This window comes from Halosimplex carlsbadense 2-9-1 (assembly GCF_000337455.1).
In the GTDB taxonomy this organism is placed as follows: Archaea; Halobacteriota; Halobacteria; order Halobacteriales; family Haloarculaceae; genus Halosimplex; species Halosimplex carlsbadense.
The window spans coordinates 80369-101425 of sequence record NZ_AOIU01000023.1 but is presented as its reverse complement, the minus strand read 5'-3'; the positions used below and the strand labels follow the sequence as shown (position 1 = coordinate 101425).

Genomic DNA, 21057 nt, shown 5'->3' with positions numbered 1-21057 from the left:
GAGCGCCGGACATCCACCTACGAGGAACCGAACGGGAGCGAGACCTCGGCGAGGGCGGTACAGATCTCTGCGAGCCTCTCGGTCGGTGTCGTCGTGGGCATCAGAAATCTCGTCTGTTGGCCTGCCCCCATTGGGACGGTAACCGACGTGCCTATCGTCGTTTTTCCCCTCGACAGAGTGTCCGAGACTTCCATCATCGGAGATGGCGCCGTCTCTTTGCCGGTCAAGCGCGACTGAGACGTCTCTATCGGCGTCGTCGTGATGGTACTCGTCGGCGTCGCGGTTGCTGTGGGAGTACTCGTCGGCGTTGAGGTCTCCGGTGGAGTACTCGTTGGGGCTGAGGTCCCCGTTGGGGCCGAGGTGCCCGTCGGTGCTGGAGTACTCGTTGGCGTCGCAGTCGGTGGTGGAGTACTCGTCGGCGTCGCAGTCGGTGGTGGAGTACTCGTCGGGGTCGCGGTTGCTGTGGGAGTCCTCGTCGGCGTCGCAGTCGGTGTTGGAGTACTCGTCGGCGTCGCAGTCGGTGCGGGAGTACTCGTCGGGGTCGCAGTCGGTGTTGGAGTACTCGTCGGGGTCGCAGTCGGTGTTGGAGTACTCGTTGGGGTCGCAGTCGGTGCTGGAGTACTCGTTGGCGTCGCAGTCGGTGCTGGAGTACTCGTTGGGGCCGAAGTGCCTGTCGGAGTCTTCGTTGGGCCCGAGGTTCCCGGTGGGGTACGCGCTTCTTGGGACTCCGTGACTTCGAAGACGCTGTCTCCGGAGACGGTGAAGCCGGTCCCGTATCGGTCGGGGAGCGTGGCTTCGACTTCGACGCTGTACTCGCTCGGCGACTCGGTGGAACTCCCTTCGAGTGCAGTCGCATCGAACGTGCCGACGAACAGGTCGGTCTCGTAGAGATACTCGAGCTGGACCGTCTGCTTGTCCGTCGTCTCGCCCGGCGTGTCGACGGACGCGTTGTAGATCGTCGCCTGGACCGTCGAACCGCGCGGCAACGTGCTCCCGTTGACGGCGAAAGCGACGGTTCCGGAGGTACTGTTCTGCCCGTACTCCGCTACGTACCCGGAGACGAACGACTCGGTCTCCGACGTCGCGATCGTTTCGTTCGTCCGTGCGTCTTCGAGTCGCACGCTGAGATTGAGTACACCCTCCGTCGGGAATTCGCCGCGCACCGTCGACGATGCGGTACGCAGATCGGTCTCTCCGACGGCCCAGAAACGGGCAGCTCCGCTGGCCTCCCCGTCGGCGCCCCGGCCGTTGAGAACGATCGTCGTTCCGGCATCGATTGACTTGGAGACGGGCGGAGTGATCCGGACCTCGCCGTCGGTTTCGCGGTTCTCGATGACGAACCGGTAACGGTCGCCACTCTCGAACGTGATCGAGCGGTTCAGCGTCACCCCCGGAACCTGCCCGACCGTGTCGCCGGCGGCGTAGGTGTTCCCATCGGGGTCCAGGAGATCGATCGCGGCCGGTTCGACGCCCGTGTCTCCGCCAGCGGACTCGTCCGTTTCGCTCTCTTCAAGAGCGTAAACCTGGGCGAAGTCGTTCCCGACGTAGAGAGTCCCGTTGGCCACAGCCGGCGCGGTGACGTCACCGCCGACGGGGAACGTCCCTTCCCGAACGCCTGTCCGGGCGTCGAACGCCGAGAGGGTCCCGGTGCCGTTCCCGACGTAGACCGTATCGTCGACCACCGTCGGCGGGGCCGTTACCTGTCCGCCGACTGCGGCGTTCCACGTCTCGGTACCGGTAGCAGCGTCCACCGCGAGCAGATCCGAGTCGCCAACCACCACGTACACGGACCCGTTGAGAACCGCTGGTCGGGTCGGACCGCGTTCCATCGACGATGGCGAAGTCAACCACTCGCGATCGCCCGTCCGTGCGTCCAGCGCGTACAGGTCACCGCCTCGGGTCGAGAAGTAGACGGAGCCGTCGGCGACCACCGGCGGCGACGTGACCGCCCCGAGCGAGGCGTTCCAGACCTCCGCTCCGGAACCTGCGTCGAGGGCGTACACCTCGCCGTACCGGTCTCCGACGTAGACCGTCCCGCCGCTCACTGCTGGCGAGGGCGGGAGCTCCGAACCACCCGTCGCGTATTTCCACTGCAGGGCACCGGTATCGGCGTCCAGTGCGTACAGGGTTCCGCTCCCACCGCCGACGTAGACGGTCCCGTCGGTGACTGTCGAGACGGACAGCAGATACTCCTCGGTGTCGAAGCGCCACCGTTTCGAACCGGATCCGGCGTCCAGCGCGTGGACGGTCCCGTTCGCGGTACCGACGTAGGTGGTCCCACCGACGACGGCCGGCGATCCGGCCACGCTTCCGTCGACCGAGACCGTCCACAGGTGCGCGCCGTTGGCGGCGTCCAGAGCCCGGACGGCCCTGGGCGGCTGACTGACGTAGACGGTACCGTCGACCGCCGACGGCGACGAGTATCCGGTACCCTCGGTCGACGCACTCCACAGTTCGTCGAGCGGCGGCGAGGGACCGCCGGCCGCGGTGGCGCCCGTATTAGCCGGACCGCCACCGAACATGGGCCACGACCCGACGACGGGTTGCTCGTTCCCGCCGTCGGTACCGTTCTCGGCCCGGACGACGACTGTGTCGTTCAGGACGGTTCTGCTCCCGTCGTCGTCGGTGATCGTCACGAAGAACTCGACCGGTCCCGTCGAGGAAAACTCCGTCTCGAACGACCGCCCGCTCGCGACCGCGGTCTCGTCCCGGCCGACGCGCCACTCGTAGCTCGCGACCGACCCGTCGGGGTCCCTCGCGTCGGCTTCGAAGACGACCGGGTCGCCTGCGGTCACTCCCTCGGGACCGCTGATCGTCCCGTTCGGCGAGCGGTTCACCACCGTGAGGTTCCGAGCGACGGTATCGGTACTTCCGTCCGAATCGACGACTGTGACCGCTACCGTGACGACGCCGTCGTCCGGGAACGAGCGATTCACCACCGGCCCGGTCGACGAGGAACTCCCCACTGGCGTCGTCCACTCGTAGCGGACGACCCGGCCGTCGGGATCGGTCGAACCCGACGCGTCGAGTGTGACTGTCTCGTCGGTCAGCACTGTCTCCGGTACCGCGAGGGAAGCGGCCGGTTCCGCGTTCACCCGAACGGAAACCTCACGCGTCGTTTCGGCGCCGTCGTCGTCGGTCACCGTCACGTCGACCCGCTCCATCCCCGGCTCCGGGAACCGGTTAGTGATCGTCTCGCCGGAGGCGTCAGCGTCACCGTCCCCGTCCAGGTCCCAGGAGACCGACGCGATCCGTCCGTCGCGGTCGGAACTGTCCGTCGCGGCCAGCGTGACCGTCTCGTTGGCCGGGAGGACCAGATTCGAGCTATCGCTCAGGTCCGCCGGACTGGAAACCGACGCGGTCGGAGGCCGGTTTCGGACGGTGAACGTCCGGTTTACCGACGCCGTCTCCCCGCGGTCGTCCGCGACTTGCAGCGTGGCTCGGACCGTACCATCGTCCGCGTAGCTTCGAGTCGCGGTCCGACCCGTCACGTCGGTCGCGTCGTCTCCCGCCAGATCCCACCGATACGCGGTGATCGTCCCGTCCGGATCGGTGGCGTTCGCGGCGCTGAAGTTGACTGGCTGGCGAGTCAACACCGTAGACGGAAGTTCGACGGCCGGCTCGGGTGGAACGTTCACGTAGATCCGCTCGGTCGTCGCGTTCGTCGCCCCGTCGTCGTCGACTACCACGACCCGCACGGTGTGGTTGCCGCCGGTATCGAAGCGCGTCGGGAACGTCGTTCCGTTGGCCTCGATACTGCCGTCGGCGCCGATGTCCCACTGCACGGTCTCGACCGATCCGTCCGGGTCTGTGCTCCCGTTCGCGTCGAACACGGTCCGCTCTCCGATCACCGGAACCGCCGGGCGGACGGTCGCGTTCGCTCGCGGTGGTCGGTTCCGTACCGTGACCGTGGCGTTCGCCGTATCGCTCGCTCCGCGCGCATCCGTGACGCGGAGCCTGACTACGTACGTGCCGTCGTCGTCGTACAACCGATCGACGGTCTCGGACGCGCGCTCGAACGACCCGTCGTCGTCGATGTCCCACTCGTAGGCCGTGAGAGAACCGTCGGGGTCGGTCGACCGGCTTCCGTTCAGCGGCGCACGCTCGCCGGTCAGCACGCTGTCCGGCACCGCCGCGCGTGCGGTCGGAGGCGCGTTCACGTAGAACGTCCTGCTGACCCGGCTGCTGTCCCCGTCGTCGTCGACGACGCGCAGCGTGACCGTCCGCATGCCTGCGGACCGGAACGTCTCGGTAGCGGTCGAGCCCGTCGACTCGACGCTCCCGTCGCCGTCGACATCCCACTCGAACCGCTGGACCGACCCGTCGGGGTCGCCACTCCCGGCACCGTCGAACGTGACCGAGTCGCCGACGAGCGGTGCTCGGGTCGACAGATTGAACGATGCCTGGGGCGGCCTGTTCCGGACGCGAACCGTTCGCGATCGGTCGCTAGACGCGCTCTCGTTATCAGTCACGCGCACACGGACCGTGTAGTTCCCGTCGTCCGGATACCGAACCGCAACCGAATCGCCGGTCGCCTCGAACGCCCCGTCCTCGTCGGTATCCCACCGATACCGGTCGACGTGCCCGTCGACGTCGACGGATCCCCGGGCGTTCAACACGACCGAGCTGTCCGTCCGGGTGTCCGTCGGCCCGTCGACTTCCGGTTCGGGAGGCGCGTTCACGTCGATCGTCCGGGTCGCGCGGCTGCTGGACCCGAAGACGTCCGTCGCTCTGACGACGACGGAGTTGGCACCCGAGTGGACGAACGTCGTGTTGACCCGCTCGCCGGTAACCTCGAAGGTCCCGTCCAGATCGAAGTCCCAGGCGTATTCGGTAATCGATCCGGTGTCCGACTGCGCCGTCGAAGCGGCGAGCGTCGTCGACCGCCCCGCTATCGGCGTCTCCGGCTTCGTCTCGACGGTCGGGCCGGTCGGGGCCGCGCCGTACAGTCGGAGACTCTCGAGGACGACATCGGGGTCGTCACTCGACCCGTTCAGGACGCGAACGCGCAGTCGGTCACCCGACGTGAGGTTCCCCGGAAGGTCGGCGCTGACTGTCTCGTTCCGGTCGGGACCGTACTCGATGGTCCGGAGAGAGAGCGTTCGGCCGTCCCGCGAGGCGACGTACAGTTCGATGAGCCCCCTGCCGGAGAACGGCTCGAAGGTCATCTCCGCGCTGCCGCCGGCCGGGAGCGGTCCGAGGCCGTCCCCGTCGCCCCCGTCACCGCCGCCACCGCCTTCGCAGCCTGCCAGGCAGGCCCCGTTCCCACCGCCGACCGACTGTTCCAAGTCGTCGCCCTCGGTCACCGCTCGCTCGCTTCGGAACGAGCCGTACTGCCAGTCGCCGCGGTTGCGGGCGTGGTCGGTAGCTCGGGCCCGGATATCGAACGTCCCGTTCTCCGGAACCCCGAGGTTGAAGCGGTGTGTCCCTCCTTCGAGTTCGGTCAGTGCGGTCAGCCGCGTCCAGTCCTCGGACCCGTCGCTCGGGCGGTACTCGATCCGAACCGAACGGACCCGCTCCGAGACATTCAGATCGACGGCCGCCCCCATCGTCGCGTCGTCGGCGGTGAACCCGAGTTCCGGAGCGGTTCTATCGACGGTGAAGTCGACCCGATGACGACCGACGTTCCCGGCTGGGTCGCGGACCTCGACGACGCCGCGGTTCGCGCCTTCGCTCACCTGCCGCGTGACGGCCACACGACCGTCAGCACCCACGGTTTGCCAGTCGGTCCACGTGCCGCCCTCATCGTCGTCGTGTCGGAAGCGGTACGAGAGCGTTTCGTTCGCCGCTCTGTCGTCTGCGACCGACCACGCCAGCGTCACCGGGCTCTCGTCGATGACGCGGCGCCCGTCCGCTCGCACCGGCGGAGCGTGAGCCAGTTCGACGGTCGGCGCCGTCAGGTCCGGGGGGTGGTACTCCAGCGTCGTGTTGTCCCAGGCCCCGGTGGTTCCGGCCAGGTTCGTCGCCCGAGCCCTGATCTCGTAGGTTCCGGGCCCCGACTCGGTGAACTCGAGCTTGCCGAAGTCTCGGGTGTCGTCGACGACTCGCCACGTCTGCCAGGACGACGTGCCGGCTTCTCGGTACTCCAGCGTAACCGAATCCACTCGCCTCTGTGCAGGGAGCACCCTGACGAACACGTCGTTCTCGGTCGAGTCGCCGTCCGTCACGACTGTCGTCGTCGGGGTGAACCGACTGACGGCGACATCGACGTTCCTGACGGCCTGTCTCCCGGCGGCGTCCCGGACGACCACCTGAACTCTGTGGACGCCGTCGTCGAACTGGAAGGACAGCGAGACGTTCCCCGACGAGGAGGCGTTGCGCCAACTGGACCAGCTCGAGAACCCGGCGCCCTCGGCCGTTCGGTACCGGTATTCGATCTCGCCCGGTGGCGTCTTGTCGTCCCACGCGTTCCATCGGAAACTCACGTTCCGTCGCGTCGTCGCGTAGACGACGTCACCCGAGCGCAGTTCCTCGCGCGGCGGCGTAGACCGGGCCGTAAGAACCGGGCTCTGGATGTCGGGACCGGCACGCGTGACGACGGAGACGCTGACGCCGTCGCCGTCGGAAGACGACGCTTCGAGGTTGTAGAGGCCGGTCGTCCCGTTCGCCCGGACGACGACGTAGTAGCTACCGTTGGCGTTCTGAACGGTGTACTCCTGGCCGCCGCGGGGAACGGTGTCGAACGACTCGTTCACCGCCGTTTGGAGGTTCGTCGGTCGGTAGTCGAAGATCGACGCCTGGACAGACCGCGAGGTGTTCCGCTGCAGGCGGAGTTCGAGCGACTCACCGGTGTCGTCGCTCGAATCGATCCGATACACCGTATAATCGTCCTCGGTTTCGAACGTATCGTGGACGACGGTTTCGCCGTCGAGGGCGGCCAGCGACTCACCGTACCACCCGTGGGTCGGCATCGTCGTCTGGTTCCGCAGCGATGAGGGCGATCCCGTCAGCATCTCAGTCGTCTGCTGATAGTCCGCCTCGACGTACGTGCGAAGCGTTTCCAGATGCTCGCGCGTGATGACGTACGCGCGCAAGTCCTCGTCGCCGACCGAGTTGCGGGTGACGCTCCGATAGAGCGCGTCCGTGTACCGGGGAACGTCTCGGTGGAGTTCCTCCAGTAGCGCCGTTCGCTCTCTCAACACGGCCTCCCGTTGCTCCCGGTCGTCGTCGGCGACCGCCGTTTGGAGTCGCTCGGTGTTCGCCTCGAGCGCGCGGATCGTCTCCCTGATGTCCTCGTACTCCGCCGAGGTGTATCGGTCGTCGAGGTGGATCGACACCGCTTCGCTCTGGATCGCGCTTCCCATTCTGTCCGCAGCGACGGCCGTCCGCATCGACGTGAGCGCGAGTCGATAGACTCTGAGAGCGGAATCGATCGTCTGCCGTACGGTAGCGCTCACCGTCGAGAACACCGCGTCGGTCAGCGACTCTTTCGCCTTGTCCGCGGCCAACTCCTCTCCGGTCCGAACCTGATCGGTGACGTATGACCGCAACGCGTTGTTGAGCTGGTCGGCGACGACGTCGGCGTCGTCGACCGCGCGCTCGTGCCAGTACCGCTCGTTCAGGGCACGCTGGTGATACACGCTGTACACGTTGTTCGACTTCGATATCAGCGCGACCGTCGCGCTATCCGCGTCGAGTTCCGCCGAGAGCGGCTCGTACTGCACCGTCGTCTCCGCCCGCGCGGCGAGGTCGTGGTCCCACGTTAGGTCGTCCGATTCGATGGTATCGTCGTCTCGGAGCTCGACTGTGACGGGGAGTTCACCAGCCGAATGCGCGTTGAGTTCACTCCAGCGGATAGGGATCACAAAGCTCCCGTCTCGCTTCCGACTGACCCCCTGTTCGGCTCGTTTCACCGGGGCACCGTTTATCAATACCTCGAAGGAGGGATCGCCGTTCCCATCGCCGTCGTATCCCCGAAGCGTCGTATTGGCTCGAACCCGAACGTCGAAGTCCGAGTAGCGACCGTCGTTGTCATTGTCGGTCCTGTTGACGACGGAGACGCCTTTGATCGCGTCAGGCGACTGCGCCTGTCCGAGGAGTTCGCGCAACGACGGGAGGAACCCGAACACCGACAGCCCGGACATCCGCGCTCGGTACACGTATCGCGAGTTGGTTTCGTCGATTCGCTCGGCCTGCGCCGTCTCCCATCCGGTATCGTTGTATCGGTACAGCGTCGGTGACCCTCTCCGCGAATCGACGACGGACTTTTCGACGCTGTAGACGAACTCCGCCTCGCTGATCTCGGCATCGGAGAGCGAGGGATGTGAGACGTTGAGGTAGGTGAGCGCCCCCCCTAGCTGGGTCACGCCCAGACTCTCGCGATAGTTCTCGTGGCGCGTCACCGACAGTGAGACGGACTCGGAATCGTTCGTCGTGACGGTCAGGCGCTCCACGAGAACCGCGTCGTCGGCCGCGATGGAATCGGGAACGGCTGCCGAGACGACTCGCCGACTGGTCGACCTCGTTCCAGGGGCCGTGATCGAAGCTGTATCCCCGTCGACAACCGTCGACGACGCGTTCTGCACGATCGGCTCGTCTGATCCGCCGCCTGGAGTCGGTGTCGCCCCGGAGGTACCGTCCCCACCGCCTGGCCCGGACGTCCCGCCCGCACCGCCTGATCCGGAGTTACCGTCCGACCCGGACGTCCCATCCGCATCGTCCGATCCAGAGGAACCATCCGCACCGCCTGACCCAGAGGTCCCATCCGCACCGTCTGACCCGGACGTACCGCCCGACCCACCAGTCGGTGTCGCCGTTTCGTTCGCGGCAGGCGTCGCCGTATCACCCGGAGTTGCAGTATCACCCGGAGTTGCCGTATCGCTCGCCGTCGCCGTCCCGGTGCCCGTCGCCGTCTCACCCGGAGTTGCCGTATCGCTCGCCGTCGCCGTCGGTCCGACAGGGGCTTCGGTTTCTGTCGGCCCTCCGGACGTTGTGGTCTCGCGCACGGTCGGCGTCGCATCGCTGGGGGCCGAGTCGACTGCAGTCACCGTTTGAGTATCGATCACCGCGGGGGACGGCCCGTCCGAACCGCCTCCGTCGAACGACGGAACCCCGAGTCCCAGTCCAGTCAGCGCGGCGACGACGACGACCGCGATTGCCACTGTTCGGCGACTTACCTCGACCATCGCTCCACCACCCGAAACCGGATTGCTCGTCTCACTGTCCACCCGCCGTAGCGTGCATTCCGCTTTTCACCCATCGAATTCACCCACCGACAGTCGTCTCGGGTATTCCAGACACACCACATATAACTTGTGAACACTGTCAACTCAGCCCGTATTTCAGCTGAATCAGACGGATCGTGGTCTCTCACCGCGTCGCCGAGCAGATGCGCGCTCGCTGATATAACCGAGGAAAGAGATTCTAACGGTCGTACGGGGACATCTCGCGTGAGAGGCGAACGCTACCTCACGATCCGTTCACGCTCGTTCGCGAACGACGAAACGGGAGACCGAGCGGGCGCCGCGAGAGGGCGTCGGAAATTTTCAGTGATCGGGATTCGGCGATGGGATTTTGTGACAGCGAGAGCGACTTTCGGACATGGAACTACAGGTGAACAGACTCGGTGTGCTGGGCGTGCTCGGCGTCCTCGGCGTGCTGACGAACCAGCCCGCGCTGTACGCGCTGTTCGCGCTGTTCGTTCTCTTCGGCGTCGACCGAACGATCACGGTCCCGCCGGGCGGCGGGCAAGCGATCGACGAGTGACGCCGCGACGAGCAGCCGCTCGAAACGTGAGAAAGCAGGCAGTGGAACCCGCCGGCTCGACCGATCCGTGACCGCGAAGAAGGGGTTCTCCGACCGACGTTACATGTAGCCCAGATCGCGCAGGCGCTCCATCAGGTCCTCTTTGTCCTGGGCGCGGCCGGCGCGTTCGGTCGTCGAGTCCAGATCCTGCTGCCAGGCGGGCTCCTCGGCGGCTTTGTCGGTACTGACCTCGGATCCGAGCGAGCGGAAGCCGGCGAAGTACTTCGGCGAGACGGGGATGTCGTCCTGCTCGATGCCCTCGGGCAGGTCGTCGTCGGTCTCGGGGACGTAGCCCTCGTCCGGGAAGTCCTCGACGGTGTCGGGGACGACGAAGTTCCAGAAGGCGTCCCAGACGGCGGCCTCGTCGAACTGGAGGATCGTCTGGACGCGGTCGTGGGGCGGGTAGATGTCCGGGTCGTGGCGGGGCGAGAAGAACGTCTCGTCGGCGCGGGACTCCTGCTCGTCCCAGCGGATGCCGGAGATGATGCCGTCGACGTCGTACTCCTCGATGGCGTCGTTGAGCGCGACCGTCTTGAGGAGGTGGTTGCCGACGTAGGTGTCGAGCAGGAACGGGAAGCTGTCCTCCTCGTACTCCAGAATCTCCCGGACGTGGTGCTGGTTGTGCTCCGAGAGGTCGTCGATCGCGATATCGTCGCCGGGTTCGAGGCCCTGCTCGTCGACGATCTCGCCGACGTCCTCGTTGCGGGCCCAGATGACTTCCAGGTCCCACTCGTCGGCCCAGTGCTCGACGAAGTCGATCAGCTCGTCGAAGTGCTGGTAGTGGTCGATGAAGACCACGGGGGGGACCTCCAGGTCGAACTGGTCGGCGACCTCCTTGACGAAATACAGCGTGAGCGTCGAGTCCTTGCCGCCCGTCCACATCACGACCGGGTTCTCGTACTCCTCGAGACCCCGTCGGGTGACCTCGATCGCCTTCTCGATCTTGTCGTTGACGTGCGGGTAGTCGGCCGGGTCTTCGCCTTCGCCTTCGCTGTAGTCGACGTCCAGGTAGTCGGGGAACTCGGCTGACATCGGTAATGAGATATAATTAGTCGGCCGGTTAAGTTCTTTTTGGAGGACCAGTCGTCTGTCGGATGTGGGCAGTTACCACGGCGTCTCCGGGCAGTCGGTCCTGTCTGTCGGAGGACAAAAGGGAGTCGGGAGCGAACGGGTCGGTAATGAGCCGTGAGACCGACCAGCGGGGGGCGGACGATGACGGGACGGACCCCGACGCGGGAGACGCGAGCGGGAGACGGTCGCTCCGGGAACTGCACCGGGAGGCGCGATTCACGCGGTGGTTCCGGTGGCACCTGGTCGCGGCGCTGGCCGTCTTCTTCGGGAGCGCGTTCGCGGCCTACGCGGTCGTCGGGTCGATCCCGGTCGCGCAGCTGGAGGCGCTGATCGAGGACGCCCAGGCGGGCATGCCCGCCGACAGCCCGTTGCCGGAGCTGGCGTTCGTGCCGCTGTTGCTCAACAACCTCCGGGCGCTCCTGTTGATCGGCCTCGGGACGATCACCGGCGGGCTGCTCTCGCTGTTCGGGCTGGTCGTCAACGGCGGCCTCGTCGGAGCGGTCGTCTCGGTCGTCGTCCGCCAGACCTCCTGGGCGGTGATCCTCTCCCTGTTGCTCCCTCACGGAGTGATCGAACTCTCGGCGTTCTTCGCCGCTGCGGCGATCGGACTGCGCGTCCCCCACCGGATCGTCCGGTACCTGCTCGGCTGGGACGAGACGCCGCTGTCGCGGGTCGAGCTGTACGAACTCGCCGTCATCGCGGCGCTCCTCGTCGTCATGATCGTCGTCGCGGCCTGGATCGAAGTGTACCTCACTCGCGACGTGGCCGAGTGGATCCTCGGCCCCGGTGCACTCCCGGAGTGAGCGGCCCGACCCGGCCTTCAAGTTCGACGAACGTCGTATGAACCTTCGATGGAATTTTACGTGGGACTGGAGAACCCGCGCTCAATGAGTACGACCGCACCAGGTCACAGCGAAGATAGCCAGCCGCCGAGCGAGACCGTCGTCTCGGCGGTCGCGGCGTACAAGGGAGTCGAACAGATCGCCCTCCCGCCGCTGTACGATGCGCTCGACCCGGACGCGCTCGACGCGCTGTTTTCGGGGCCTGACGGGACCGGCGGACGGGTGACGTTCGACTACGCTGGCTGTACGGTCGAGTGTACGAGCGACGGGAGCGTCGACGTGCGCGACGCCGCGGTGTAGAACGCGGCCGGCAGACTCCGCGGTCGGCACACCAGTGGGTAAGGGGGTGAGAGACGGGGACGACAGGAACGACCGCTAGCCGCTGATGAACTCGTTGTCGCGCCAGTTGACGCCCTCGGAGTCCTCGTCTTCGCGGGGGTCCTCGACGACGTTGATGGAGGCGGGCCGGTCCTCACTGTCGACGATGCGGACGGCTTCCAGATCGTCGTCGGGGCACGTGATCGCGGTGAGCGTGCCTTTCTCGGCCTCGCGGGCGATCTCACAGAGCACGAGAAACATCTCGTACTGGAGGGTGCTGTTCTGGAGGACGGTCTCGCGGTCGCCCTTGAAACAGGCGTACTCGACGAGTTCGGAGGGCGGTTCCTCCTCTTCCTCTTCGAGGGCACCCCACTGCGGGCCGCCGGCGGTGTCGGTGGTGTGAACGGGGGAGCTGTCGTCCTCTTCGTCCTCTTCGATCTCTTCGTAGACGCGGTTCTCCGTGACGCTGGCTTTCAGCTGCGCAGTCGGCGTGTACTTGCTGATGCTCTCGTCGGCGGAGACAGCGCTGATTATGAGTGTGTTGTTCCGGCGGGTGATGTCGACGTCTTCGATACCGTCCGGGAGATCCGGGTCGTCGAAGAAGTCGTACACGTCCTCCAGGGGCAGTTCCAGTGTCGAGTGGAGTCTGTATACGCGGGACATAGTTGATGGAATCGCCGGCCGTCCGCTGACGACGGTGCTACACCCTCGTAGGACGCCCACCCATATAGGGCCTACCCTTCGGATTCGGCGCGAACTCGCGCGGCGACGGCGGCCGTCCGTCCGGGTCCGGCCCGCGAACGAACCGCGGAGGGTGCCATCGCGTGGATTTTTGACCGTCGAGACCCCACTGACGACCGTGAAAGAGTACGAGCGCAAACAGCTCCTGGAACGCATCGGCCGCGAGGGAGCCACCGTGGGTGCGACCATCCCCGACCGCATCGAGATACAGGGGGAGACCGTCGACCTGCGGGAGTTCGTCTTCGAGATCAAACGCCGCGACACCGTTCCCGCGGGCGAGCGCGAGCGCGTCGAGCAGGCCAAGAAGAACCTTCGGCGCGAACGCCGCGAGCGCACGGAGCTGATCGAGGACGGCGACATCTCCCGCGAGGAGGGCGAAGCGCTGGTCGAGGCGATCATCGGGATCGACCGCGCGCTCAACGCTCTGGAGAACCTCGGCCCGACGAACCTCGAAGCGGAGATAGAGGCCCAGGAGACCGCCGACAAGAAGCGCTGGATGAACTTCCTGCAGAAGGCGCTCGGACAGGACCGGGACAGCCAGGGGAGTCACCGGTCGAGGTCGTCATGAGCCGCAACGACGAGATCGCCAACCGTCTCGAGGAGTTCGCCGACCGCCTCGAAGCCAGGGCCGTCGAGTACAAACCCCGCGCCTACCGCCGCGCCGCCGAGAACGTCCGCGACTCGCCCGCCGACGTGGCCGGCCTCGCCGCCGACGACGGCGAGTCCGCAGTCGGCGAGATCGAGGGCGTCGGCGACGCCATCTCCGCCAAGATCGTCGAGTACGTCGAGACCGGCGAGATCGAGGAGCTGGCGGAGTTGCGCGCGGAGATGCCGGTCGACATCGACGCGCTGACGCGCGTCGAGGGCGTCGGCCCGAAGACCGTCGGCAGCCTCTACGAGGCGCTCGGCGTCGAGGACCTCGACGACCTGGAGGCCGCCGCCGAGGCCGGCGAGATCCGCGAGGTCAGCGGCTTCGGCGAGAAGACCGAGCAGAACATCCTGGAGAACATCGAGTTCGCCCGCGAGGCGACCGAGCGCGAGTTGCTGGGCGAGGCCCGTCCCCGCGGGGACGGCGTCGTCTCGTATCTCGACGGCGAACCGGCCGTCGAGCGGATCGACCTCGCGGGGTCGCTGCGCCGGTGGAAGGAGACTATCGGCGACGTGGACGTACTCGTCGGAAGCGACGACCCCGAGGCGGTGGTCGAGGCGTTCGTCGACTGGCCCGACGCCGACACCGTCATCGAGGCCGGCGACCAGAAGGCCAGCGTCCGCTCCGGGGAGGTACGCGTCGACCTGCGCGTGGTCGCCCCCGCCGAGTTCGGGAGCGCGTTGCAGTACTTCACCGGGAGCAAGGACCACAACGTCGCGCTCCGCAACGTCGCCATCGACGCCGACCTGAAGATGAACGAGTACGGGGTCTTCGACGTGAGTGAAGTCGAGGACCCCGACGCCGACCAGCGGGCGGGCGAGCGCGTCGCCGGCGAGACCGAGGCGGGGATGTACGAGGCGCTCGGTCTGCCGTGGATGCCGCCCGAGATCCGAGAGAGCTGGGGGGAGATCGAGGCCGCACAGGAAGGCGCCCTCCCGGATCTGGTCGAGCCGTCGGCGATCCGGGGCGATCTGCACACCCACACCGGCTGGTCGGACGGCGACCACACGATCGCGGAGATGGTCGAGGGCGCGGCCGCCTTCGGCCACGACTACGTCGCGATCACCGACCACGCCACCGGACCCGGGATGGTCGGCGGCGTCGGCGTCCCCGACGAGGAGTTGCGGGAGCAACTGGCAGAGGTCCGGGCGGTCGCCGAGGAGGCCGACATCGCGGTGTTCTCCGGCGTCGAAGCCAACGTCGACGCCGACGGGTCGGTCTCCGTAGCGGACGACCTGCTCGCCGAGCTGGACGTGGTCGTCGCCTCCCCTCACTCCGGGCTGGACGGCGACGGCACCGACCGGCTGGTCGCCGCCGCCGAACACCCCGAAGTCGATGTCATCGGCCACCCGACCGGCCGCTACATCAATCAGCGGTCCGGGCTGGACGTGGACGTCGAGCGGCTGGCGTCGGTCGCGGCCGAGTCCGGCACCGCGCTGGAGGTCAACTCGAACCCCGCCCGGCTGGATCTGGGCGGCGGCGCGGTCAAGGTCGCGGTCGAGGCGGGCGCGACGATCGCCGTCGATACCGACGCCCACCGGCCGGAGAGCTACGGACTCGTCCGCTACGGCGTCCACACGGCCCGTCGGGGCTGGGCCGAACAGACCGACGTACTCAATACGCGAGGCGTCGAAGGCCTGCGCGAGTTCCTCGAATGACCGGCGACCAGTCCGACACCGACGAGCGCGCGAGCGACCGCGGGGGAACCACTGTGGCCGCCGAGGCGGTCGGAGACGGGGGGCCCACCGACCGCGACGGCGGTGCCGACCGCGACGACCTCCCGCAGGAACCGGCGGGCGAGACGGCGCTGTTGCTCGACACCATGCTCGGGAAGCTGGCGACGTACCTACGGATGTGCGGGTACGACGCCGCCTACGCGGGCGAGCGCGGTATCGAGGCCGACGACGACGTGCTGGCGCTCACCCACACCGAAGGGCGAGTCCTGGTGACCCGCGACCGCGAGCTGGCGGCCCGCGCCGAGCGGTCGCAGTTGCTCTCGACGCGGGAGGTGACCGAGCAGCTGCTCGAGCTGCGCCGGTCGGGGTTCGACCTCGAACTGGCCGACGAGCCGGCGCGCTGTTCGGCCTGTAACGGCCCGCTCGAACGCGTCGACCGGACCGAGCCGACCCCGGACTACGCCCCCGAGACCCACGAGGAGACCGTCTGGCGCTGTCACAACTGCGGCCAGCACTTCTGGAAAGGGAGCCACTGGGCGGACGTGGCCGGCACGCTCGACGACCTGTGAGCGAAGCGTCGTCGTCCGGCAAGCAACACGGATTAATAACCCGGTGAACCTACCCCCGGACGAATGACGCTATCGGACGAGGCCCGCGAGCGACTCGCGGACGTGGTGGCGCTCCAGCCGACGAAAAACGCCGAGCTGCAGGCCCAGTGGGACATGGACAGCGGGAGCGACGTTCACCAGTACCTCGAATCCGAGCTGAAGGACTACTACTACCGCGACGAGGACAGCCTCATCTGCGCCACGCCGGAGGCCAACAGCCTGGTCGGCGACGAGGTCGAGGGCGAGATCGACGAACAGACCGTCACCGTCCCCGCGCTGCAGGCCGCGACGATCGACGTACTCCCCGACCACGACGACGAACCCCAGAGCGTCGTCGCGACGCTGCACGACCTCCGCGAGGCCGGCCGCGACCCCGATGTCGACGAAGTCCGGTCTGCGCTGCGCTCGCTCGCCGAGAAGGGCGTCGTCGACCGCGTCCAGAAGACCGTCCCGACCTACCGGCTGGCCGTCGAGCGCGACGCGCTGGAGGTCACTCGGCTCGACGACGAGGGCGACTGAGGTCCGTCTCCCCGTCGAACGGAGCCGTTTACCGGCTCGCGATCGAACGGGCCGGCGATGACGGCCTTCGACCCGGAGCAGTTCGAGGACAAGTACGTCCACTACATGGACGAACTGCAGACAGCGTACAGGAACGCCTACCAGCACTTCCACGGTCGATACGACTCGACGCTCCTCAAAGCGATCGACCGCCGGGTGCTCGACGGGAGCGAACCGTTCTACGAAGGGGACGGCGAGTTCCGGGTCGAGCTCCCGGAGAACCCGCGCGAACGGGCCGGTGAGGTCCCCGTCGACGACGAGACGTTCGACGCCGTCCTCGAGGAGTTCGTCGACCGCATCGAGTTCGAGTTGCGGCGGATCTTCGGGTTCGAGGACGACTGAGAGCGGAGACGGCGACGACTGGACGCGACCGCAGGGGATCGAACGCCCGAGACCGCTACGTTTCTCCGTCCAACCCCGGCCGCTGGCGACGTCGCTGCCGGTCCAGCAGTCGCTGGATCCCCTTGCCGGGTCCGCCCGAGATGGGCCAGTCGCCCGAGCGCCACACGGGCGGCTCGGGTTCGAACTCGCCGCAGGAGCCGGAACACTCCCCGGCCGTCGGGTGACAGCCCTTCGCGGCACAGTAGGGGAGAAAGCCCGCTTCGGTGTCCGTCAGCCGGAAGTGTCGGCAGTCGGGGCGCATCGTGTCGGCGTAAGCGCGCCAGCCGCGGCCGTAGGCCCGCTCGGCGAGTTCCAGGCGTTTGTCGGCCTTCCACTCGGGGTCGGCGTACTCGAAGCGGGCGGCCGAGGCGTCACGGTCGCCGCCCGTCGGTCGTTCGAGGATGCGTGTTCCGGGGTCGTCGACAGCCAGCGACCGGGGGTGCCAGGACACTGCGGCTGTTCCCGTCGCGTCGACCGTGAGGACGCCCGCTTCGACGGGCACGTCCTCGACCAGCGCCGGCTCGACCGTCTCGCCGGTCTCGGTCGTGGCGACCCACACCTCGTCGGCGAGCGAGAGCGCCACGTCACGCTCCAGTTGCGGGCCGAGCGCCCGCGCGGCGCTGGCGTCGAGATCCGGCTTGTTCTCCACCGCGACGATCCGCTCGACCCAGTCCGGATAGGCCCACTTCCGGCGGATCTCGACGCGGTTGTTCGAGCGGCGACGGGTCTCGACGACACCCCTGTCGGCCGCCTGATGGACCGCTTCGCGGACGTAGCGCCAGGGATAGCCGGGGTCGGGGAGGGCGTCGCGATACCAGGTCCACTCGGCGGGAGCGTTGCGGACGACGTGGAGCAGGTCCGAGTCGAGTTCGGCGAGCCCGAACTTCGCCCGCTGGGCCAGTCCCTCGGGGTCGCACTCGACGACGACGGTGTCCCACCGGCGCCGTTTCGTCCCGATCTGCCGGGCGACGACGGCGATGTGGTCGTCCTCTCCAGTTCCGCTCCCGGTCGGCGGCCACTCGCGTTCCGCCCACTGACAGACCGCCAGCTCGAAGACGAACTCCGAGTCGGCGACGGCGCCGTCCCTGGGTGACACGACCCGAGATTGGTTCCCCGGCGCGGTTATACGTTTCGCGAGCCGGCGAGCGTCGCGGGACGGAGCGGCCGCTGGCCGCGGCCGGGCACCGCACCCGGCCACGGGACCGCACTCCGTCCGGAGCGGTTACGCCTCGCCGTCTTCCTCGCTCTCGTCGTCTTCGTCCTCTGCGAGTTTCTCGTCGAGGAACTCGTGAGCCTCTTCGAGGATCTCGCGTGGGCCGTCCTGCGTGACGGTGTTGATGGCCTGTTCGTAGTCGCGCCACTGGAGGTCGCGGTGCTCGTGGGAGAGCTCCGCCGACGCCTCGAAGGAGCGAGCGATGAACAGGTGTACGGTCTTGTGGATGGTGTTGCCGTTGGCTTCGAACACGTAGTCGTAGTCTTCTCGGAAGCCGTCCAAGAGCCGGAAATCACCGATTCCGGCCTCCTCTTTCACTTCGCGGATGGCGGTCTGCTGGAGCTCTTCCTCGCCCTCGACGCCCCCTTTCGGGAACTCCCAGTCGCCCGGGCGACTCTTGAGGAGGAGGTACTCCCGCCGGCCACGCGTGTCGCGAAAGAGGATGGCTCCCGCGCTCGTGGCCTCTATCATTGCCACTAAGTACTCTATCACTCCTTAAGTGAATATCGGAGCGTCGTCGCGGTGACCACTCGGCCCCTCGACAGGTGTTCGGGGGCAAACGCATGGCTTATCCCGGTGCCCGGCGACCGCACTGACATGCCCTTCGTAACGAAGCTCACGTTCACGAGCGGGGACCGACGGCTCCTCGACGACGTCGTCGACGGGGTCAAGGCCGCCGCCGAGCGCAAGGGCGTGGAGCTGAAAGGGCCCCATCCCCAGCCGCCGACGGACCATCGCGTGCCTCAGTCCAAGCGGCTGGCCGCCGACGGCGGCGAGTTCGAGCCCTGGCAGTACACCGCCTACACCCGCACCGTCGAGGTCCACGGCCACGACGACTTCGCCCGCTCGGTCGCCGGCGACGACTACCCCGACCGCATCCACGTCGAAGCCGAGATCGAACAGGTCCGCTGACTAGGAACTCCGTTCTCTGGCACTCTCGTCCCGTCCCGCTCGACGATCAGGTCCACAGCGACCGCGAAGTTGAACGGAACCGCGAACAGCGTGAAAGAGGCGGTCCGCTCCGGGAAGACGGGAGCAGCAAGCACTGGAGCGAGCATAGTGAGCGAAGCGCGCAGCAATCCCCTCGACCGGAGCGGTCGGGGGCTTTCACGCTGTTCGTTGCGGTCGCTGTACTCCAAACAGAGCACACCCCGTTCACAGAGACCCGTCGCCGAAACCGACACCTTCCCGCGGCGCCCATCACCCTCCATGAGTCAGCCGAGTCGCGAGCGTCTGGTCGCGTTGCGCAGGGAGTTCCACCGCAAGCCCGAGCCCGCCTGGCGGGAGTTCTGGACGACCGCGCGGATCGTCGACGAACTCGAATCGATGGACGTGGACGAGATTCTGGTCGGCCCCGAGGTTCTGGCCGACGGCGAGCGCATCGCCGTCCCCGACGACGAGGAGCTACAGCGGTGGTTCCGCCAGGCCGAGGAGGCCGGCGCGAACCCCGACACGCTGGAACGACTGCGGGGCGGCTACACCGGCGCGATGGCCACCCTCGAACGCGGCGACGGCCCCACTGTCGCCCTGCGGGTCGATATCGACGGCCTCCCGCGCGAGGAGTCGACCGACGACGCGCACGTCCCCGCCCGGGAGGGCTTCCGGTCGGAGCACGACGGGGCGATGCACGCCTGCGGGCACGACGCCCACGCGACCATCGGGCTCGGGGTGCTGGAGGCGGTCGCCGACAGCGACTTCGCGGGGACGCTGAAGGTGTGTTTCCAGCCCGCCGAGGAGTCGATCGGCGGCGGCAAGCCGATGGCCGAGAGCGGCCTGCTCGACGACGTCGACTACCTGTTGGCCGTCCACATCGGGCTCGACCACCCGACGGGGGAGGTCGTCGCGGGCGTCGAGGGGTTCCTGGCGGTCCACCAGTTCCGGGCGGCGTTCTCGGGCGAATCCGCCCACGCCGGCGGCCGTCCGGCGGACGGTCGCAACGCCGTTCAGGCGATGGCCGCAGCCGTGCAGAATCTCTACGCGATCCCGCGCCACGAGGACGGCGTCACGCGGGTCAACGCCGGAAAGGTCGGCGGGGGGAGCGCGACGAACGTGATCCCGGAGGAAGCTCACATCGAGGGCGAGGTCCGCGGCGAGACGACCGAGCTCATGGCGTACATGCGCGAGCGCGCCGAGTCGGTGATCGAGGGCGCGGCGACCATGCACGACTGCGAGGTGGAACTGACGCCCGACGGCGAAGCGCCGGGAGGGGAGAGCGACGACGCTATCGTCGACGTGGTCGAGACGGTGGCGGGGCGGACGGCCGGCGTCGATTCGATCCTGCGCAACGACGACCTCGGCGGGAGCGAAGACGCCACGTTCCTGATGAACCGGGTACAGGACCGCGGCGGGAAGGCGGCGTACGTCGGCGTCGGGACCGACCATCCGGGCGGCCACCACACCGCGACCTTCGACGTGGACGAGGACTCGCTCGTCGTCGGCGTCGACGTGCTGACGGAGACGGTTCTGGCGCTCGCGCGTGACCGGCCGTGAGCGAGGGCGGGAGCCCAGCGGGGCGAGGACCGAAAGCGCGGACTCAGGCCCCGGGACCGCGCCAGCGGTAGAGCACCTGTCCGCTCGCGGCGCCGGGCTCGACCCACGAGACGGTCACTTCCGTCCGCGAGAGGTCCAGCTGGCTCGCCGCCGTCGGACAGACGTTCCCGACCGTCACCTGCGCGTCCGTCCCGGCGGCGATTGTCGACCCGGAGACCCCGAGTTCCCCGACGCCGTACCGGTCGGTGACCGACCCGACGCCGCGACAGCCCGCGTTCGCGACGTGTATCTTCACGTTCTCGCTGGCCACGACATCGCCGCCCGTGAACTCCACTGCGAGCTCGTGTCCGCCGCTGTCGACGGCGAACTCGCCCTGCACCGCGACGGTAGGCGAGCCCGACAGCGACCCCTCGAACCCCATGAAGAACGTCGCCGCCGTCGCCGCCAGCAGGACGGTGATCGCGACCATCAGGATGACCCCGATGACCGGTGAAACAGCTCTCGATGTGTCGCGTTCTGTCATGCTTGTCTTCCCCACGCGCGCCTGAACGATGCCCGGACACCCTCGTGGGACGGCGACCCCAGCCGCCGACCCGCATTCACCCGGACTGTTCCCCACCGCGCGTTACCGATCGATATGTTGATGAATACATATAAATATTCGTCACGATCTATGAGGTAGTCACCGTTTACTAGCCGGAATATCACGGGTAACGGCGGATCCGGCGGCTCCGGGTCGATGGGAAGCGGTCGGGACGGGGAGAGC

The 21057-nt window shown here is 67.5% G+C and carries 16 protein-coding genes; 10 read left to right on the top strand and 6 right to left on the bottom strand.

Going from position 1 to position 21057, the window contains the following annotated elements:
• Positions 1-17: 17 nt before the first annotated feature.
• Entirely contained in the window at positions 18-8393 is an 8376-nt protein-coding gene (locus C475_RS09465) for a PKD domain-containing protein (protein WP_006883598.1), read from the bottom strand.
• A 1147-nt stretch (positions 8394-9540) separates the two neighbouring features.
• Between C475_RS09465 and C475_RS23835 the strand changes: the two genes are divergently transcribed.
• Positions 9541-9705 (top strand): hypothetical protein, encoded by a 165-nt coding sequence (locus C475_RS23835; protein ID WP_161625182.1) that lies wholly within the window; start codon positions 9541-9543, stop codon positions 9703-9705.
• A 99-nt stretch (positions 9706-9804) separates the two neighbouring features.
• Here the strand turns inward: C475_RS23835 and C475_RS09460 are convergent, their stop codons facing one another.
• Complete coding sequence (locus C475_RS09460; RefSeq protein ID WP_006883597.1) at positions 9805-10776, bottom strand: phosphoadenosine phosphosulfate reductase family protein; 972 nt, start codon at positions 10774-10776, stop codon at positions 9805-9807.
• Positions 10777-10922: 146 nt separating this feature from the next.
• Between C475_RS09460 and C475_RS09455 the strand changes: the two genes are divergently transcribed.
• Positions 10923-11618 (top strand): stage II sporulation protein M, encoded by a 696-nt coding sequence (locus tag C475_RS09455; RefSeq protein WP_006883596.1) that lies wholly within the window; start codon positions 10923-10925, stop codon positions 11616-11618.
• A gap of 84 nt (positions 11619-11702) precedes the next feature.
• The gene (locus C475_RS09450) at positions 11703-11957 is read left to right on the top strand and encodes a HalOD1 output domain-containing protein (RefSeq protein ID WP_049930384.1); all 255 of its coding nucleotides are present in this window, start codon (positions 11703-11705) and stop codon (positions 11955-11957) included.
• Between the two features lie 75 nt (positions 11958-12032).
• Here C475_RS09450 and C475_RS09445 read toward each other — a convergent pair whose 3' ends face one another.
• Entirely contained in the window at positions 12033-12638 is a 606-nt protein-coding gene (locus C475_RS09445) for a DUF7110 family protein (protein ID WP_006883594.1), read from the bottom strand.
• 196 nt (positions 12639-12834) lie between these two features.
• Between C475_RS09445 and C475_RS09440 the strand changes: the two genes are divergently transcribed.
• The 5 genes from C475_RS09440 (at position 12835) to C475_RS09420 (ending at position 16549) form a co-directional block, all read left to right on the top strand.
• On the top strand, positions 12835-13284 hold the full coding sequence (locus C475_RS09440) for a DUF5788 family protein (RefSeq protein ID WP_006883593.1): 450 nt from the start codon (positions 12835-12837) through the stop codon (positions 13282-13284).
• Positions 13281-15023 (top strand): DNA polymerase/3'-5' exonuclease PolX, encoded by a 1743-nt coding sequence (gene polX / locus C475_RS09435; RefSeq protein WP_006883592.1) that lies wholly within the window; start codon positions 13281-13283, stop codon positions 15021-15023. Before C475_RS09440 ends, polX begins: the two co-directional genes overlap by 4 nt.
• A gap of 152 nt (positions 15024-15175) precedes the next feature.
• Entirely contained in the window at positions 15176-15610 is a 435-nt protein-coding gene (locus tag C475_RS09430; protein ID WP_268869908.1) for a Mut7-C RNAse domain-containing protein, read from the top strand.
• 63 nt (positions 15611-15673) lie between these two features.
• Positions 15674-16168, top strand: coding sequence for a DUF5797 family protein (locus C475_RS09425; protein ID WP_006883590.1), 495 nt, complete (start codon positions 15674-15676; stop codon positions 16166-16168).
• 57 nt (positions 16169-16225) lie between these two features.
• Entirely contained in the window at positions 16226-16549 is a 324-nt protein-coding gene (locus tag C475_RS09420) for a DUF5783 family protein (RefSeq protein ID WP_006883589.1), read from the top strand.
• A 55-nt stretch (positions 16550-16604) separates the two neighbouring features.
• On the opposite strand, the gene C475_RS09415 is transcribed toward C475_RS09420, so the two are convergent.
• Both C475_RS09415 and C475_RS09410 read right to left on the bottom strand, forming a co-directional pair.
• Complete coding sequence (locus C475_RS09415) at positions 16605-17684, bottom strand: DUF5787 family protein (protein WP_006883588.1); 1080 nt, start codon at positions 17682-17684, stop codon at positions 16605-16607.
• A 126-nt stretch (positions 17685-17810) separates the two neighbouring features.
• Positions 17811-18272: a bis(5'-nucleosyl)-tetraphosphatase gene (locus C475_RS09410; RefSeq protein WP_006883587.1), complete on the bottom strand. Its 462-nt coding sequence runs from the start codon at positions 18270-18272 to the stop codon at positions 17811-17813.
• Positions 18273-18398: 126 nt separating this feature from the next.
• On the opposite strand from C475_RS09410, the gene C475_RS09405 reads away from it, so the two are divergent.
• Both C475_RS09405 and C475_RS09400 read left to right on the top strand, forming a co-directional pair.
• Positions 18399-18713, top strand: a complete 315-nt coding sequence (locus C475_RS09405) for an uS10/mL48 family ribosomal protein (RefSeq protein ID WP_006883586.1) — start codon at positions 18399-18401, stop codon at positions 18711-18713.
• Between the two features lie 297 nt (positions 18714-19010).
• Positions 19011-20291, top strand: a complete 1281-nt coding sequence (locus tag C475_RS09400; protein ID WP_006883585.1) for an amidohydrolase — start codon at positions 19011-19013, stop codon at positions 20289-20291.
• A 43-nt stretch (positions 20292-20334) separates the two neighbouring features.
• Here C475_RS09400 and C475_RS09395 read toward each other — a convergent pair whose 3' ends face one another.
• A complete protein-coding gene (locus C475_RS09395; protein WP_082223286.1) occupies positions 20335-20814 on the bottom strand; it encodes a type IV pilin in 480 nt (159 codons plus the stop codon).
• Positions 20815-21057: the final 243 nt, after the last annotated feature.